The sequence below is a fragment of the Curtobacterium ammoniigenes NBRC 101786 genome, from assembly GCF_001571045.1.
GTDB classification, from domain to species: Bacteria; Actinomycetota; Actinomycetes; order Actinomycetales; family Microbacteriaceae; genus Curtobacterium; species Curtobacterium ammoniigenes.
The window spans coordinates 1-13,617 of the sequence record NZ_BCSV01000012.1 but is presented as its reverse complement, the minus strand read 5'-3'; the positions used below and the strand labels follow the sequence as shown (position 1 = coordinate 13,617).

General features: G+C 66.1%; 13 protein-coding genes, 1 tRNA gene and 2 pseudogenes. 9 read left to right on the top strand and 7 right to left on the bottom strand.

What is annotated here, in order from left to right; translation table 11 throughout:
* Positions 1-63: 63 nt before the first annotated feature.
* From CAM01S_RS15335 to CAM01S_RS14160, 3 genes and pseudogenes are all read left to right on the top strand, one after another.
* Positions 64-132: pseudogene (locus CAM01S_RS15335) on the top strand (hypothetical protein); the annotation flags it as partial.
* Positions 133-322: 190 nt separating this feature from the next.
* Positions 323-1,105 (top strand): IS21-like element helper ATPase IstB, encoded by a 783-nt coding sequence (gene istB / locus CAM01S_RS14165; protein WP_066523208.1) that lies wholly within the window; start codon positions 323-325, stop codon positions 1,103-1,105.
* Between the two features lie 305 nt (positions 1,106-1,410).
* A complete protein-coding gene (locus CAM01S_RS14160; protein ID WP_157071604.1) occupies positions 1,411-2,064 on the top strand; it encodes a hypothetical protein in 654 nt (217 codons plus the stop codon).
* A gap of 119 nt (positions 2,065-2,183) precedes the next feature.
* Here the strand turns inward: CAM01S_RS14160 and CAM01S_RS14155 are convergent, their stop codons facing one another.
* On the bottom strand, positions 2,184-2,840 hold the full coding sequence (locus CAM01S_RS14155; RefSeq protein ID WP_169795885.1) for a hypothetical protein: 657 nt from the start codon (positions 2,838-2,840) through the stop codon (positions 2,184-2,186).
* A gap of 43 nt (positions 2,841-2,883) precedes the next feature.
* On the opposite strand from CAM01S_RS14155, the gene CAM01S_RS14150 reads away from it, so the two are divergent.
* The gene (locus CAM01S_RS14150) at positions 2,884-4,245 is read left to right on the top strand and encodes an MFS transporter (RefSeq protein ID WP_245631660.1); all 1,362 of its coding nucleotides are present in this window, start codon (positions 2,884-2,886) and stop codon (positions 4,243-4,245) included.
* Between the two features lie 8 nt (positions 4,246-4,253).
* Here CAM01S_RS14150 and CAM01S_RS14145 read toward each other — a convergent pair whose 3' ends face one another.
* Positions 4,254-4,946, bottom strand: coding sequence for an HAD family hydrolase (locus CAM01S_RS14145; protein WP_083528096.1), 693 nt, complete (start codon positions 4,944-4,946; stop codon positions 4,254-4,256).
* Between the two features lie 50 nt (positions 4,947-4,996).
* Between CAM01S_RS14145 and CAM01S_RS15170 the strand changes: the two are divergent.
* Positions 4,997-5,335: pseudogene (locus CAM01S_RS15170) on the top strand (HIT family protein); the annotation flags it as partial.
* Between the two features lie 216 nt (positions 5,336-5,551).
* Here CAM01S_RS15170 and CAM01S_RS15165 read toward each other — a convergent pair.
* Complete coding sequence (locus tag CAM01S_RS15165; protein WP_066523210.1) at positions 5,552-6,085, bottom strand: P-loop NTPase family protein; 534 nt, start codon at positions 6,083-6,085, stop codon at positions 5,552-5,554.
* A gap of 141 nt (positions 6,086-6,226) precedes the next feature.
* Here CAM01S_RS15165 and CAM01S_RS14130 point away from each other — a divergent pair, with 141 nt between their 5' ends.
* The gene (locus tag CAM01S_RS14130; protein WP_066523195.1) at positions 6,227-7,186 is read left to right on the top strand and encodes an NAD-dependent epimerase/dehydratase family protein; all 960 of its coding nucleotides are present in this window, start codon (positions 6,227-6,229) and stop codon (positions 7,184-7,186) included.
* A gap of 115 nt (positions 7,187-7,301) precedes the next feature.
* Here CAM01S_RS14130 and CAM01S_RS14125 read toward each other — a convergent pair whose 3' ends face one another.
* Entirely contained in the window at positions 7,302-7,637 is a 336-nt protein-coding gene (locus CAM01S_RS14125; protein WP_066523193.1) for a hypothetical protein, read from the bottom strand.
* Between the two features lie 263 nt (positions 7,638-7,900).
* On the opposite strand from CAM01S_RS14125, the gene CAM01S_RS14120 reads away from it, so the two are divergent.
* From CAM01S_RS14120 to CAM01S_RS14765, 3 genes are all read left to right on the top strand, one after another.
* A complete protein-coding gene (locus CAM01S_RS14120) occupies positions 7,901-8,500 on the top strand; it encodes a GNAT family N-acetyltransferase (protein ID WP_066523191.1) in 600 nt (199 codons plus the stop codon).
* Positions 8,501-8,750: 250 nt separating this feature from the next.
* Positions 8,751-9,698 (top strand): GNAT family N-acetyltransferase, encoded by a 948-nt coding sequence (locus tag CAM01S_RS14995; protein ID WP_217999754.1) that lies wholly within the window; start codon positions 8,751-8,753, stop codon positions 9,696-9,698.
* Between the two features lie 300 nt (positions 9,699-9,998).
* On the top strand, positions 9,999-10,280 hold the full coding sequence (locus CAM01S_RS14765; RefSeq protein WP_157071602.1) for a hydrolase: 282 nt from the start codon (positions 9,999-10,001) through the stop codon (positions 10,278-10,280).
* A 536-nt stretch (positions 10,281-10,816) separates the two neighbouring features.
* On the opposite strand, the gene CAM01S_RS14100 is transcribed toward CAM01S_RS14765, so the two are convergent.
* From CAM01S_RS14100 to gltX, 3 genes are all read right to left on the bottom strand, one after another.
* Positions 10,817-10,888, bottom strand: a tRNA-Gln gene (locus CAM01S_RS14100).
* 39 nt (positions 10,889-10,927) lie between these two features.
* Entirely contained in the window at positions 10,928-11,962 is a 1,035-nt protein-coding gene (locus CAM01S_RS14095; protein ID WP_245631659.1) for an NAD(P)/FAD-dependent oxidoreductase, read from the bottom strand.
* A 2-nt stretch (positions 11,963-11,964) separates the two neighbouring features.
* Entirely contained in the window at positions 11,965-13,455 is a 1,491-nt protein-coding gene (gene gltX, locus CAM01S_RS14090) for a glutamate--tRNA ligase (protein WP_066523187.1), read from the bottom strand.
* Between the last annotated feature and the right edge of the window lie 162 nt (positions 13,456-13,617).

The window sequence follows — 13,617 nt, the reverse complement described above, 5'->3', positions numbered from 1 at the left end:
CACCGGGTCCGGATCCGCCTCGGCCGGGACTACTTCGTCCGGATCGCCGGCAGCGACTATTCCGTGGACCCGGTGATGATCGGCAGGATGGTCGACGTCGTCGCGGACCTCGAGCATGTTCGGATCAGCGGCGACGGCCGCCGCGTCGGGGACCACCGGCGGTCGTGGACGTCGGCCGCGACCGTGATCGACGCCGACCACGTCCGCTCCGCAGCGAGGCTCCGGAACGCGTTCCAGCACCGCAGCCCGGAGCAGGACCCCTCGCCCGGGACCTGGCCGACTACGACAGAGCGTTCGGGATCACCATCGATGGGGCCGTGTCGTGACCGGCGAGGACCCCGGGAAGCAGATCGGGTATCTCGCCGCCGCGCTGAAAGCACCCCGGATCGGGCAGTCCTATGCCAGGCTCGCGGACCAGGCCAGGGAAGCGGGCTGGTCGCATGAGGACTACCTCGCCGCGGTGCTGGATCGGGAAGTCGCCGCCCGGAACGCATCCGGCGCGGAGCTGCGGATCCGCGCCGGAGGGTTCCCGGCCAGGAAGACGCTGGAGGAGTTCGTGTTCGACCACCAGCCCGGGATCCGCCGCGACCAAGTGCTCCCCTTGGCAGCCGGCGGCTACTTGACCGAAGCGCGCAACGTGGTGCTCCTCGGTCCGCCCGGAACGGGGAAAACGCACCTCGCGACCGCGCTTGGCATCGCGGCCTGCCACCAAGGGCACCGGGTCCTGTTCGCGACCGCGGTCGACTGGGTCGCCCGACTCCAGGACGCCCACGACCGGGGACGGCTCCCCACGGAACTGGCAAGGCTCCGCCGATACAGGCTGATCGTGATCGACGAGGTCGGCTACCTGCCCTTCGAGCAGGACGCCGCGAACCTGTTCTTCCAGCTCGTCTCATCCCGATACGAGCACGCGTCGCTGATCCTGACCAGCAACCTCCCGTTCGGCCGCTGGGGCGACGTGTTCGGCGACCAGACCGTCGCCGCAGCGATGATCGACCGCATCGTCCACCACGCCGATGTCCTCACGCTCAAAGGCGCCAGCTATCGGCTCAAGCACCTCGCCGAGGAAACCCTCCCCAGCGTCCGCGCCGAGCAGGCACACTAGAACAAACGAACCGTGGTCCCCTATTCGACGAGCGAAACCGGCCACCTATTCGACGAGCACCGACAGGCCGCTGCCACGGCACCCAGACCCTCGAACTCGAGATGCAGAATCGCGTGCCGCATCTCAGTTCCTAAGCCTTGTCGGCGCAGATCGGTGAAGAGCCACCACTCATCGACGTCCGGAAACTGAACACCGCCACCGTGTGACACCAAGCCCAGCCCAACTCGATCACGGATCGGACTATGAGACGCTCACACGCCGGTCGTCCCTGCCCCTCGTGCGAGACTCGGGGCGGAGGTCGGAGCATGGGGAAACAGCGAGGCGGGGCGACCGTACCGGGAAGACAAGTCCACACCGACGTGGTCTTCGCGGTACTTGCTCTCACTGGAGTGGTCGCGCTTATTGCGGGGATCTGGGGGGCGGTTTCCGGGCCAGGGCCGAACAACATTCCGGGCTGGGCGGGAATCGGCATCGCCTACGGCGTCGTCGCGAGCGTGACGGGTTGCATCGGCACACCGCTCGTCATCAGCATCGCTCGTCGGGACCGAGCGGCCCTCGCGCTCGTGCGCGCGCACAGGCCGCGATCTCTCGCGATTCCCGGTGCGGTCAGCAATCACGCTCTCCTGCGGAGCATCCGAGCCCTGAATCCGTCGGCCGCGACTCCTCGTTCCGTTCTCTGGGCGGTCGACGAGCAGGGCATGGAGATGTGGCAGCCGGAGGTGTCCGTTCCAGTGCTCGCCATCCCCTGGGCGCAGGTGGTTTCGACCGCCGCGGCCTCCATGCCGCAGGGGCGGGCCGTCATCGCCGTGGCGGTACTCACGCTGACCGGAGGACGCGAGCTTCGTCTGGCGTTCCGGACGCGGTTCGGCGGGATCTCGCTGATGGGCCCGGACCGAGTGGATGACCTTCTCCAAGACTTCGCCGAAATCGCACAGCAGACGGACCGCGTCGCGCGCTGACGACTGCACAGCCAGCGGCGCCGCCGCCGCGACCTCCATGCGCGAGCTACACCCAACCGCGGATCGCTCTGCGGGTGCGCTGCCGAAGGCGCCATGCAGGAACGAGGAGACGAAGTACGTCAGTCCCAGATGGGCGTGCTGGCCGTCGCAGCGTCGGCGAGTTCACCACCGTCGAAGGTCGCGCTGCCCTCCGGGATGCCCAGCTCCTCGCATATGAAGTGGAGTGTGAGGTCGCCGCGCGGGGGAAGCGGCCAAAGCCATGCACCGTAGGTTCTGGACTGCCGGACGTCAGACCCGCCACCGCCTCCGCCATGCAGTACCAGGGTCCGGCCTCCCTCCTCCTCGGGGGAGAGTCGACGGGGGAAGTCCGCGGTGAGCTTGTCTCCGTCCGGGAGCGTGACGCCGACCCGGAGACTGCGATTCGCTGTTCGACGGCTGTGCCGGAACGACCCGGTGAACCTGTCGAGGAGGTCATACCACTCGTCGTCCTCGACATGGTCGTCCTTTCGAGCGTCGATCCCAAGCCGGAAATCCACACCGTTTGAAAAGACGTCGATGCATCGGATCGACAGCGCGATGAGTGGGTTACGCCACAGCACCCCACCCGCGCCAACGCCCACAGGGAGCTCATCGGTCGGCGGGGCGCTCCATTCAGGCACCGGAGCCGGTTCGCATCTGGGCTCCTCACCAGCGGGGAGCGGTTCGAAAAACGCCAGATGCCGAGTCCACCGCCGGGCGCTGAGCAAGTCAAGCGGTACGTGGTACAGCGCGAGCAATGTGGTCCCGCGTTACGGGTGACCACGGCATGGACCGGTGAACATGGCAAGGACCCGTGAACATGCCTCGCAGCTCGCGCAGCAGCTCCGCTACCGGGGCGGCGCGCTCGTTTTGCGCTCGCTTGCTCGTGGCGGTGCGGTCTGTCAGGGTCGACGCATGGACGACGACGTGACCGCGCCGCGTCGGGTCCCAGGGTTCCGCTCGTACTGGTCCGCCGCGACGGTCTCTTCGTTCGGATCCGCGGTGAGCGCGATTGCGGTACCGGTTCTCGTGGTCACGGTGCTGCACGCCACTGCGTTTGAAGTGGGTCTGGTAAACGCTGCACAGTTTCTTCCGTACGCACTGTTCGGTCTGCTCGTCGGAGCGTACGTCGACCGAGTCCGCCGGAAGCCGCTGCTGATCTGGGCGAGTATCGGACGCGGTGTGTGCCTCGGTGCGATCCCCGTTCTGTGGCTGACCGGGCTGCTGAACCTTTGGGTGACGGCGATGGCGCTGTTCGTGTTCGGCGTCCTGTCCGTTCTGGGCTTTGCCGCCACGCAGTCCCTCCTGCCTCGGATCGTGCCGCGTCACCTGCTCTTGGCGGCGAACGCCCGCTTGGACCAGAGCGACGCAGCAGCACAGACCGTGGGTCCGGCTCTGGGCGGCGTGCTGGTGGGCATCATGACCGCGCCGATTGCCATCGCGCTCGACGCGATGAGCTACCTCATCGATGCTGCCCTCATCAGCCGAATCCGCGTCGACGAGCAGGCGCCAGAGCGCACGGCGGGTACACGGCTCCGACGCGACATCGCTGACGGTCTGCGGTGGACGTACGGCCACATGACGCTCGCGCCGCTGGCGCTGTCCACACACCTTTGGTTTCTCGCCAACGCCGCAGCCCTGACGGTCTTCGCAACCCTTGCGCTGCGCTCGCTTGCACTCCCGGCAGCCGTATACGGAGCGATAATCGCCGTCAGCGGAGCCGCGATGCTCGTGGGCGCGACTGCTGCTCCCCGCCTGGGCGCACGCCTCGGAGCCGGTCGCGCGATCATCCTCGCTCGAGCCGCATACCCGGTCGCGTGGGCAGCTATCACGTTTGCGATGGTTAGCATCGGTGCTACTGAGCCGACAGCAACGGTGGTCGTCCTGTTCGTTGCTTTCGCGGTGCACGGAGCGGCCGCGGGATGCGAGAACGCAAACGAGATGAGCCTGCGCCAAACCCTCACACCTGACGCCCTCCTCGGCCGAATGAATGGGACGATGCGCAGCGCGAACCGCACGCTCGCAGCGGTCGGCGCGGTCGGCGGCGGTGCCCTTATGACCGTTGCCGGTGCCGGCTACGCGCTCCTGGCAGTCACTCTCGTGTTCATCGCTGCCGTCGTTGTCGCTGCACGCTCTCCACTGCGAACAGCCCCAGTCCGCTGATCGGCTTGTTAGCGGGCGTCACGGCTTTCGCTGACGAACGCGAGCACGGCAGTTTCGATATCCGCTGCTCCTTCCGCATAGTTATCGATCAGCAGGCCGCGCATGCCGGCGGATTGCGCGCCGGCGACGTCGTGCGCCTGGTCGTCGCCCACGAAGAGGCACTCGGAAGCGTCGACTCCCAGCTCGTGTGCGAGGGTCAAGAACGCCCGTTCGTCTGGCTTGTGCACGCCGATCCGTTCGGAGACACAGACCACGTCGAAGACGTCATCGAGACCGATCCGAGCGAGCTTGTCGAGCTGCTGGGCTTCGGCGCCGTTGGTGAGCAAGCCCAGGCGATAGCCGCGTCCACGCAGCTCGTGCAGCAGCGACATGCTTCCGGGGAACGCCCGCCACGCCGCACGATACAAGCTCAGGTAGCGATCAAACAACGCGTCCAACCCTTCAAGGTCCGACGGGAGGCGGTAGCCGAGCGGTGGCAACACGGTGCGAAGACGCTCGCGTCGTTGCTCCTGGAAGCTGATCTGCCCGGACCGCCACCGCTCGAAATGCTCGTCCTCCGCGGCGAACCACGACTCGAGCGCGGACGCCGTCACGGCCACGCCGAGGTCCTCGAAGAAGTGGGAAGCAGCGGCTTGCGCTGACCCCCGGTGATCGAACAGCGTCCCGTCCAAGTCGAAGCAGACAACTCGCAATACCCCCACCGGCCCAGGCTAGAACTCGACCCGACCCGTCAACGATCGGCTAACGATCGGTGCAGTGCCGGGCGTGTCGCAGCCAGAACTGGCGAACTGGGATCATTGTGAGCGTGTCAGAGGATGCGACATCGGCGCAGGGGTGCATCTTCTGCGCCATCGTCGCGGGCACTGCTGAAGCGAGTGTCGTCTACGAGGACGAGATCGTGATGGCGTTCATGGACCGGAACCCCGTCACCCGCGGCCATCTTCTCGTCGTGCCGCGGGAGCACGCGAACGGCCTCGACCAGGTCGATAGAACCAGTAGCACTCGCGTCTGGTCTGTCGGGCAGGACATCGCGAGAGCTGTACGCCGCTCGGAACTCGAATGCGAGGGCATCAACTTGCTGGTGTGTGACTGCGCAGCTGCGTTCCAGACGGTGTTCCATCTTCACCTCCACGTCATCCCTCGATATTCGGGAGACGGCTACCGAGACCTGAACGCCAAGCCGCAGGAGCGCACCCGAGGGCTGCTTAATAGCGACGCCCGGTTGGTCAGAAACGCGATCGCGGCGAGGCACGCTGACCGATTCGCTTCCGGCGGGCCGGTCATCAGCTCCGGCGGGCCCGGTTCATCAGCTCCGACGGGTAAAGCCCTTGCGGCGGTAGAAGTTCTCCGAGGCAGCACGATCCGGCAGGAGCACCTTTGGCCGTTCGAACTTGTTGAAGGCATCCCGATACCTGTGCCGGTTCTTCCGTGTGGGTCCGAGAATGAAGCGGAGCATTTCGATGCGGACGCGGTCGCGAGTGCCTTCCAAGCTCCCAGCTCGGTCGGGCTCGAAGAGGGTCCGGCGGAAGTACCGGACGATGGTCGCGGTGCTCGAGGCATCCAGCAGCACCAGGCCGGTTGCTCGCCGCAATCTGCCTGGCAGCCACTGCGAGTAGTTGCCCTCGATGACCCACTGATCGGTGGCCATCGGCTCGTTGTGCAGGCGCTCGAAATCGATGTCCGGGCGCTTGACCCAGTGTGTTCCGGGCAGGTGACGGTACTGGTCGAGGTGGGTCACTGGAAGCGAGCGGGCGCGACCGATGGCTGCCGCGAGGGTCGACTTGCCGCTGTTAGACGGTCCCAGGATGCAGATCCGCTGGCCGAGGTCGACGAGGTCCATCAGGCGAGTCTGGCAGGAGGGACCGCCGATGACGGAGCACTCGTGCACGGAGACCGGTAGCGGCTCCGATCCCCGGATGCGTCGGCTTCGCCGGGAGCGGACAGGCGGATCAGCGGGCCGCCCGCCCGCTTGACTGGTCGGATGCGAGTTCTGGTGTTGGGTGGAACTGGATGGGTAGGGCGCGCCGTCGTCGAGAGCCTCCTCGCGTCGGGGGCCGAGGTCACTTGCCTTGCGCGGGGCGAGACCGGTGACGCGCCCGAGGGCGCACGTCTCGTTCGGGCTGATCGGCGAACAGTCGGCGCCTACGAGCTGGTGCGCGGCGAGTGGGACGAGATCATCGAGCTCTCCTCCGAGCCCGACCTCGTCGAGCCGGCGCTCGACATCCTCGCGGACAGTGCCGCTCACTGGACGCTCGTGTCGACGGTTTCGGTCTACGCCAACAACGACGAGCCGGGGGCGGACGAGTCCGCCGCGCTGGTGGAACCGGTGAACCTGACCGAGTACGCGGATGCCAAGGTCGCCGCTGAGCGCAGCAGTGCCGCCCGTCTCGGGTCTCGCCTCTTGATCGTGCGACCCGGCCTCATCGTCGGGCCCGGCGACCCAAGTGACCGATTCGGGTACTGGCCCGCCCGACTGAGCAATCCCGGGCCGACGCTGGTGCCCTCGACGTTGGGCCGTTTCGTTCAGGTCATCGATGTTGCCGATCTCGCAGCGTGGACCGGCAGGGCCGGGCGTACCGGCGCCACCGGTGTCGTCAATGCCGTCGGCGACGTGGTGGCGATGAGCCAGTTCTTCCGACACGTAGTGGATGTCACCGGGTACGACGGTGAACTCGTGGAAGTCGACGATGACACGCTCCTCGCCCACGGTGTTCGCTACTGGGCTGGACCTCGGTCGCTGCCGCTGTGGCTGCCCCTCTCGGACGCTGCATTCGCGCAGCGCTCCGCAAGAACGTTCCAGGAGACGGGCGGACGCTCTCGGTCACTCGAAGCCACACTGACCGGGGTGCTCGCGGACGAACGCTCACGAGGAACGGACCGGCCACGCAGATCAGGCCTCACCGCATCCGAAGAGCGAACCGTCCTCCTCAACGCCCCGTAGGCGATCGCCCCGCGACGACGGCGGAACGAAACCACCGCTCGTGCGGCCGGAGTCAGCGCCGAGAGCATCCGATGCGGCCGGGCTTCGCAGTCCTCGTGTCCCGGATTGCGTGAGTTCAACCGGTCGTTGCTGTCAGCTGCTCGTAGAGGAAGCGGATGGTCCGAGCTCCTTGGCCCCAGTCGAGAACGGTTGTGGCGAGCCGCGGTTTCGCTCGAACATTGACCGAGGTCCTTGTCGAGCCAGCAGCTCCGAAGCTGAGCGTGATGGTCTCACCCCAGGTGGCCCAGTTGGGCCTTGTCGTCAGGATGATTCTGCTGTTGTCGCCCGCGCGCCAGCGGAATCGACGGTCCTGGTCGACGATCGCTCTCACGCGGTCGCGGAGCTGTTCGATGGTGCCGTAGACAATGAACTGCGTGGTTGCTCGCCCGCGCTGGGTGGTGACATCGATCACAGGTCCATGCAACTCGTCGAGAAGCGCAGCGGATGCAGTGCCGGTCGAAGCAGCACTTAAATGCTGTCCACCTGGGAGCGGAAGGTTGCCATTGGCACACCGTACAATCACTCCCATTGTCCTCATTCGTCCGGCGCGCGCGGAGGATTTCGACCTCATCGACCGGATCGAGAATGAAGCCGACAGGCCTCCAAGTGGGCGCACAACTCGCAGACCTGACCGACCAGCACGGCCGCGCCAGTTCGGTTGCCTAAGGTGAACCTGTGAGCGAAGTGCAGTGGTCCTCCAGCGATGAAGCATCCGAGTACGGCAGCCGCCTGCTTACCGATGGGACGATCACGCTACGCGCCCTGTCCGAGTCGGACATCCCCAGGTTGGTCGCATGGTGGAACCGCCCCGACTGGGCGGCGCTCCAACAGCGGATCATCAAGCCGAGACCTGACGGTCCCGTCGAGGAGATGTTCCGGAACTGGAGCGCGAACACGCCGCTCCGAGACACCGGCTTCAGCATCGTCAGCAATGACACCGGGGAACTGCTCGGCCACCTCACCCTCTACGGAGCGTCACTCCCCGAGCGGTGCGCATCATTCGCGATCCTCATCGGCCCCGACCATGTCGGACATGGCATCGGTCCGAAAGCCACACAACTCGCGCTGTCCTACGGATTCCGCGAACTCGGGCTGAACCGCATCGAACTGCGCGCCTGGGCGTTCAATACCCGCGCAATCCGCGCCTACGAGAAAGCCGGGTTCGTCCTGGAGGGCCGCCGCCGCGAAGCCGTCTTCCACGACGGCCGCTTCCACGATGAACTCCTCATGAGCGTCCTCGCCCGCGACTACCTCACCGGGGAGCGGCTCGTCTGAGATCGCGAAGAGCGCTTCGCTGATCGACGGGCATTCGCGCTGCTCCACCAGCACGCAGCAGCCCAAAGCGTGTGGGAACATGTAACGGCGGTCATGGACCGCCGTTACTCGGTCGAGCACCGCTCTCGCTGACAATCGGTCAGCCGGGCGGTGGAGGACCTGACGGTCTGGCAGTGCCGTGAGCGTTCTCGCGCACTGGACGCGTTGCCGTGACGCGTCCTGCCGTCGCCGAGAGTCGTACGCTTACGGGGTGACAGTCGATGTCGTTGGGGGCGCGGGCTGGCGGATCCGGGGAGCTGATCTGCGGCCCGAGATCACCGATCTTGGCGCTTTCCGGCGAGACCTCGCCGCGGATCCACTCGCCCCGGCGATCGAGGCGCTCTGGACCGGGAACCCTATTCAAGCTCTGGACCTGCTGAACGCCGCCGAGCCGACGCTTCGAGTCCGTGCGCTACGCGCCGACTGTCGCCGGGACCTGGGCGAACACGCGTTTGCGGTGGCGGAGTACGACGCGCTTGTTGATGAGACCCTCGGGACCCCTCGCGAAGCCGTGATGCGTCAGCATCGTGGGAAGGCGCTTCTCGTGGCTGGCCGTGCGTTGGAGGCTGTCATCGATTTCGAACGGGTCGTAACGCTCCGTGATGGTGGGGATCCGACGCTGCTCGCGTCGGCGCAGCAGGCGCTTACCGTGGCACGGCGCAATGGCAGGGTGGTTCGGCGTGGCCGTGATGCAGCGGCGACGCGGCGAATCCTGCAGTCGCTCCCGGAGTGGTTTGGGGATCCGGAAGCCGTCGAGAATTACGTCGCGGCAGCTGACGACCCGACCGTGGACGGCTACCTCGTCCTTGCGGGCGAGACCGTCGTCGCTGTGGCGTTGGTTTGTCGACACTTCTCGCAGTCAGCCGAACTGCATCTCATCGCCGTGCATCCCGATGTTCGGGGCACTGGAGCAGGCGCGGCGCTCATCGACCGCATCAGCGAGGACCTGCAGGCCGATCACTGCCTACTGTTGTCGGTGCACACTGTCGGCCCGTCCTTTGACGACCAGGCATACGAGAGCACGCGCCGGTTTTACTCGCGCGTTGGCTTCATCCCCGTCGAGGAGCGCAACGGCCTCGATTGGGCAGGCCCAACGCTCATCCTCGTGAAGCCGCTGTGGAGTCCGCCGTTGCCCGTTCGCCCAGGCGAACCGGGTTGACATCCGCCGCGTTCCCGCCCGACTCGCATATCCGTCGAGCTGGGATCGGAGATGCTGAAGCGATCGGTCTCTTCCAGCAGCGTGTATGGGAGCAGGCATACCGGGGTGTTGTTCCGGACGCGTTTCTCGCCGTGTTGGAATCGTGGTGTGGACGTGCACGATCTTGATAGATGGCGTCGGCCGGTCGGCGGCTGGCCCGCCTGGGCGACCGCTGCACCATACCGGCCTGAAGCGCACCCACAGGCGGCAGGCCTGAGTGGGCTGGAGGCTGGAGCAAACTGTCAGCGATATGCCTACGCCGTGTTGGCTCTGTTCGGGCTGCGCGTTCCCGCGCACCGCTCCACCGAGTTGTGGGAAGACCAGCGCCTTGCGCATCCGGACAGCGTCGATGCCCGTGACCTGGATCTGGTGCTGTTCAACAATTCGAATGAGGCCTGGGGTGCGCACGTTGCGGTCGTCATGGGTGACGCGCTTCTGCACCTCTGCGCCGAAGAAGGCCGTCCTGCGATCTGGTCGTGGACCGACTTTTCCTCCAGGCCCCGCTACGCACACACCATTGGACTCGTGAGAGCGACCCGCTGACCGATCCCTCGGGACGTGCGAGGGAGCTCGAGGCGATCGCAAATTGCAGTTCCGAGAACCGGCGTGGTTTGACGAACGTGACTTCGCCGAACTGACGTCCTTCACGCGCGTGAGACGTATCGGCAGGTAGGGCTCGGCCGCCCCGGCCCGGGTCGGCGCGTTTTTCTACGGCGTGCGTCGACTTTGACAACGACCTCCCCGGGGTGCCGCTGGATGAACCTTCTATCGCCGTGCAGCATTGGCAACGATGGCGGAGGTGGGATGGTTCCCGAGATGAGCGCGCACAGTGACGATCCAGTCGATCCGACACTCGCGGTACGTGCCCTGCAGCACCGCGAGTCCGGCACGAGCTCGCGGCCCAAAGATTTCCACAAACTCTCACCACGCGCGACGCGTGACAACCGGTGACATCGAGTGACCAAGGTTGCGAAGGCAGGAAACCCGACCGAACTGCCGCGATCCGCATAGAGCCGCGGATGTGGAGCGGATATTCCGCAGAAATCAGCGGAAGGAGCGCAGCCCTGCTTCCGTCACTGCTGGGGTACCTGGACTCGAACCAAGAACAACTGAACCAGAATCAGCCGTGTTGCCAATTACACCATACCCCAATGGCCTATTCGGCCGGTGCTCGTGGTGTCCGAGCACGGTCATTTACTGTACAGCATCCCTTCGGCGCTCGTGACCACGCCAGCTCTCGTGCCCGCCCCAGTGCTCGTGCCCATCCCATTCGGCGAGCCGATGAGGTCGCGGTGCACGGCGGCCGCGGTGATGGCACCGTGACCGGCCGCGACAATGAGTTGCTCCGGACCGGGCTCCGTGATGTCTCCGACGGCGTACAGCCCCGCAATGCCGGTCCGGCCGGCTCGATCCACTTCGAGGAACCCCTCCCCAGGCGCGCGCCGGAGTTGCGCCTGCGTGTCCGCGTCGAGGAATGCGAGCTCCGCTCTCCAACGCGGACGAACAAACCCGGCGGAGCGCCCGATGACGCGCCCGCTCTGGAGGCGCACTCCGGTGAGTCCGGACCGGTCGCCCTCGAGATCCGCGATCGGCTCATCGCACATTTCGACGCCGAGCTCCGCCAACCTCGCTCGCTCCCCTTGGGTGAGGCGCGCCACCCCGTTCGTGAAGACGATCAAGTCGGTGCTCCACGCGTGAAGGTGCACGGCGCGGTCGTAGAGGTCGTCCGTCTCTCCGATGAGCGCGATCGGAAGACCGGCCTTCTCATAGCCGTCGCATTCGACGCACGAGTGGACGCTCGTCCCGTAGTAGGCGCGCAGGCTCGGGATCGCCGGGAATGTCTCTCGGAGCCCGGAAGCCAGGATCACCGATCGCGCGGTCGCCGCGAGCTCCCCGTCCCTGCCGCTTGCGGCGATCGCCCATCCCCCGGTCGTCGGGACGATGGACGTAACGCTCGCGCGCACGGCAGTCGCTTCGGGGTATCCGTCCACCTCGGCCCAACCGAGCTTGCGGAGCTCGAGCGGCGAGATTCCGTCGCGGGTCACGAAGCCGTGCGACCGAAGCGTCGCGGCGTTCCGCGGCCGGTTCGCGTCGATGAGTATCACGGTCCGCGTTGCCCGCACAAGATTCAGTGCAGCGCTGAGCCCAGCGGGCCCCGCGCCGACCACGGCGACGTCGACGCTCACCGCATCGCCAGCCGGAGAAGGATGGTATGCGTCCATCATCGTCATAGCGTCTCCGTCAGCCGATCCACGCGCCGCAGCGTGGATTCTTTGCCGAGGATTTCCATCGACTCGAACAGCGGCGGTGAAACGCGTCGGCCCGAGACCGCTACCCGCAGGGGGCCGAACGCGAGTCGCGGCTTCAGCCCGAGCCCGTCGATGAGCGCAACGCGGAGGGCCGCTTCGACGTTGGATGCCGTCCACTCATCAACGTCCGCCAGCGCCTGCTGGGAGGCGCGAAGCACGGACGCCGCATCCTCACCGAGGGTGCCGAGCGCGTCCGCCTCGAACGCGTACGAGTCGTCGGCAGCGAACAGGAACCCGAGCATGCCTGGAGCCTCGCTGAGCAGCTGCATGCGCTCCTGGACCAGCGGGGCCGCGGCGACCAGGATCGCACGCTCGGGATCGGTCATCGGATCCGAGACGATTCCGATCAGGTAGGGAACGAGCCGATCGACGAAGTCGCCGGGGCTCAGCATCCGAATATGGTCCCCGTTGATCGACTGGGCTTTCTTGTGATCGAACCGGGCGGGATTCGGATTCACGTCGGCCACGTCGAACGCGGCGACCATCTCGTCGAGTGTGAATACGTCGCGGTCAGCGGACAGGGACCAGCCGAGTAGCGCGAGATAGTTCACGAGCCCTTCGGGAATGAAGCCGTTGTCACGGTGGTGGAACAGGTTCGACTCCGGATCGCGCTTCGAGAGCTTCTTGTTGCCCTCGCCCATGACGTACGGAAGGTGACCGAACCGCGGAACAAACGACGTCACGCCGATCTCCGCCAATGCCTCGTAGAGCGCGATCTGCCGTGGCGTTGACGAAAGCAGATCCTCACCGCGCATGACGTGCGTGATCCCCATCAGTGCGTCGTCGACGGGGTTCGTGAAGGTGTACAGCGGCTTGCCGTTCGGACGCACGACGACGAAGTCGGAGAATGATCCGGCCGGGAACGTGATCGGCCCGCGGACGAGATCGTCGAAACTCAGGTCGCGATCTGGCACTCGGAGCCGAAGGGCTGGCTGCCGCCCCTCGGCGCGAAAACGAGCGCGGTCGTCGGCGGAGAGCTCACGCTCGAAGTTGTCGTAGCCCTGCTTCGGATCTCGGCCGTTCGCACGGTTCCGCGCTTCCATCTCCTCGGGTGTGACGAATGACTCGTAGAGGTGGCCGGCCTCAGTCAGCTTCGCGACGATGTCTTCGTAGATCGAGGAGCGCTCGGACTGCCGGTAAGGACCGTGCGGGCCGCCGACGTCGACGCCCTCGTCCCAGTCAAGGCGGAGCCAGCGCAACGCTTCAATGACTTGGGCGTAGCTTTCCTCGGAGTCCCGCGCAGCGTCGGTGTCCTCGATACGGAACACAAACCGGCCGCCGGTGTGACGCGCGTACGCCCAGTTGAACAACGCGGTGCGTACAAGCCCAACGTGGGGCGTGCCCGTCGGCGATGGACAGAAGCGAACAACGACGTCGGAGCCGGTGGCTGTGCTGAACGGTGCAGTCATGAGGCTCCGATTCTATCGGCGGCTTCATACCCACACGGCATCAAGCTCGTGCCGGTGGAGATGGACGGCGCAACGCGCCGCGCGACACCTCACCCAGAAGTCGAGCCGAATTCTGCGCCTCGGGCCGCTCAGTCAATCTCCATCGCGCGGAGAAAAACAACA

Excerpts from the sequence above, each read along its gene's own strand:
- CAM01S_RS14160 (WP_157071604.1), top strand. The coding sequence starts at position 1,411 with ATGGGGAAACAGCGAGGCGGGGCGACCGTACCGGGAAGACAAGTCCAC.
- CAM01S_RS14150 (WP_245631660.1), top strand. The coding sequence starts at position 2,884 with ATGGCAAGGACCCGTGAACATGCCTCGCAGCTCGCGCAGCAGCTCCGC.
- CAM01S_RS15165 (WP_066523210.1), bottom strand. The coding sequence starts at position 6,085 with ATGGACCTCGTCGACCTCGGCCAGCGGATCTGCATCCTGGGACCGTCT.
- CAM01S_RS14130 (WP_066523195.1), top strand. The coding sequence starts at position 6,227 with ATGCGAGTTCTGGTGTTGGGTGGAACTGGATGGGTAGGGCGCGCCGTC.
- CAM01S_RS14095 (WP_245631659.1), bottom strand. The coding sequence starts at position 11,962 with ATGATGGACGCATACCATCCTTCTCCGGCTGGCGATGCGGTGAGCGTC.
- gltX (WP_066523187.1), bottom strand. The coding sequence starts at position 13,455 with ATGACTGCACCGTTCAGCACAGCCACCGGCTCCGACGTCGTTGTTCGC.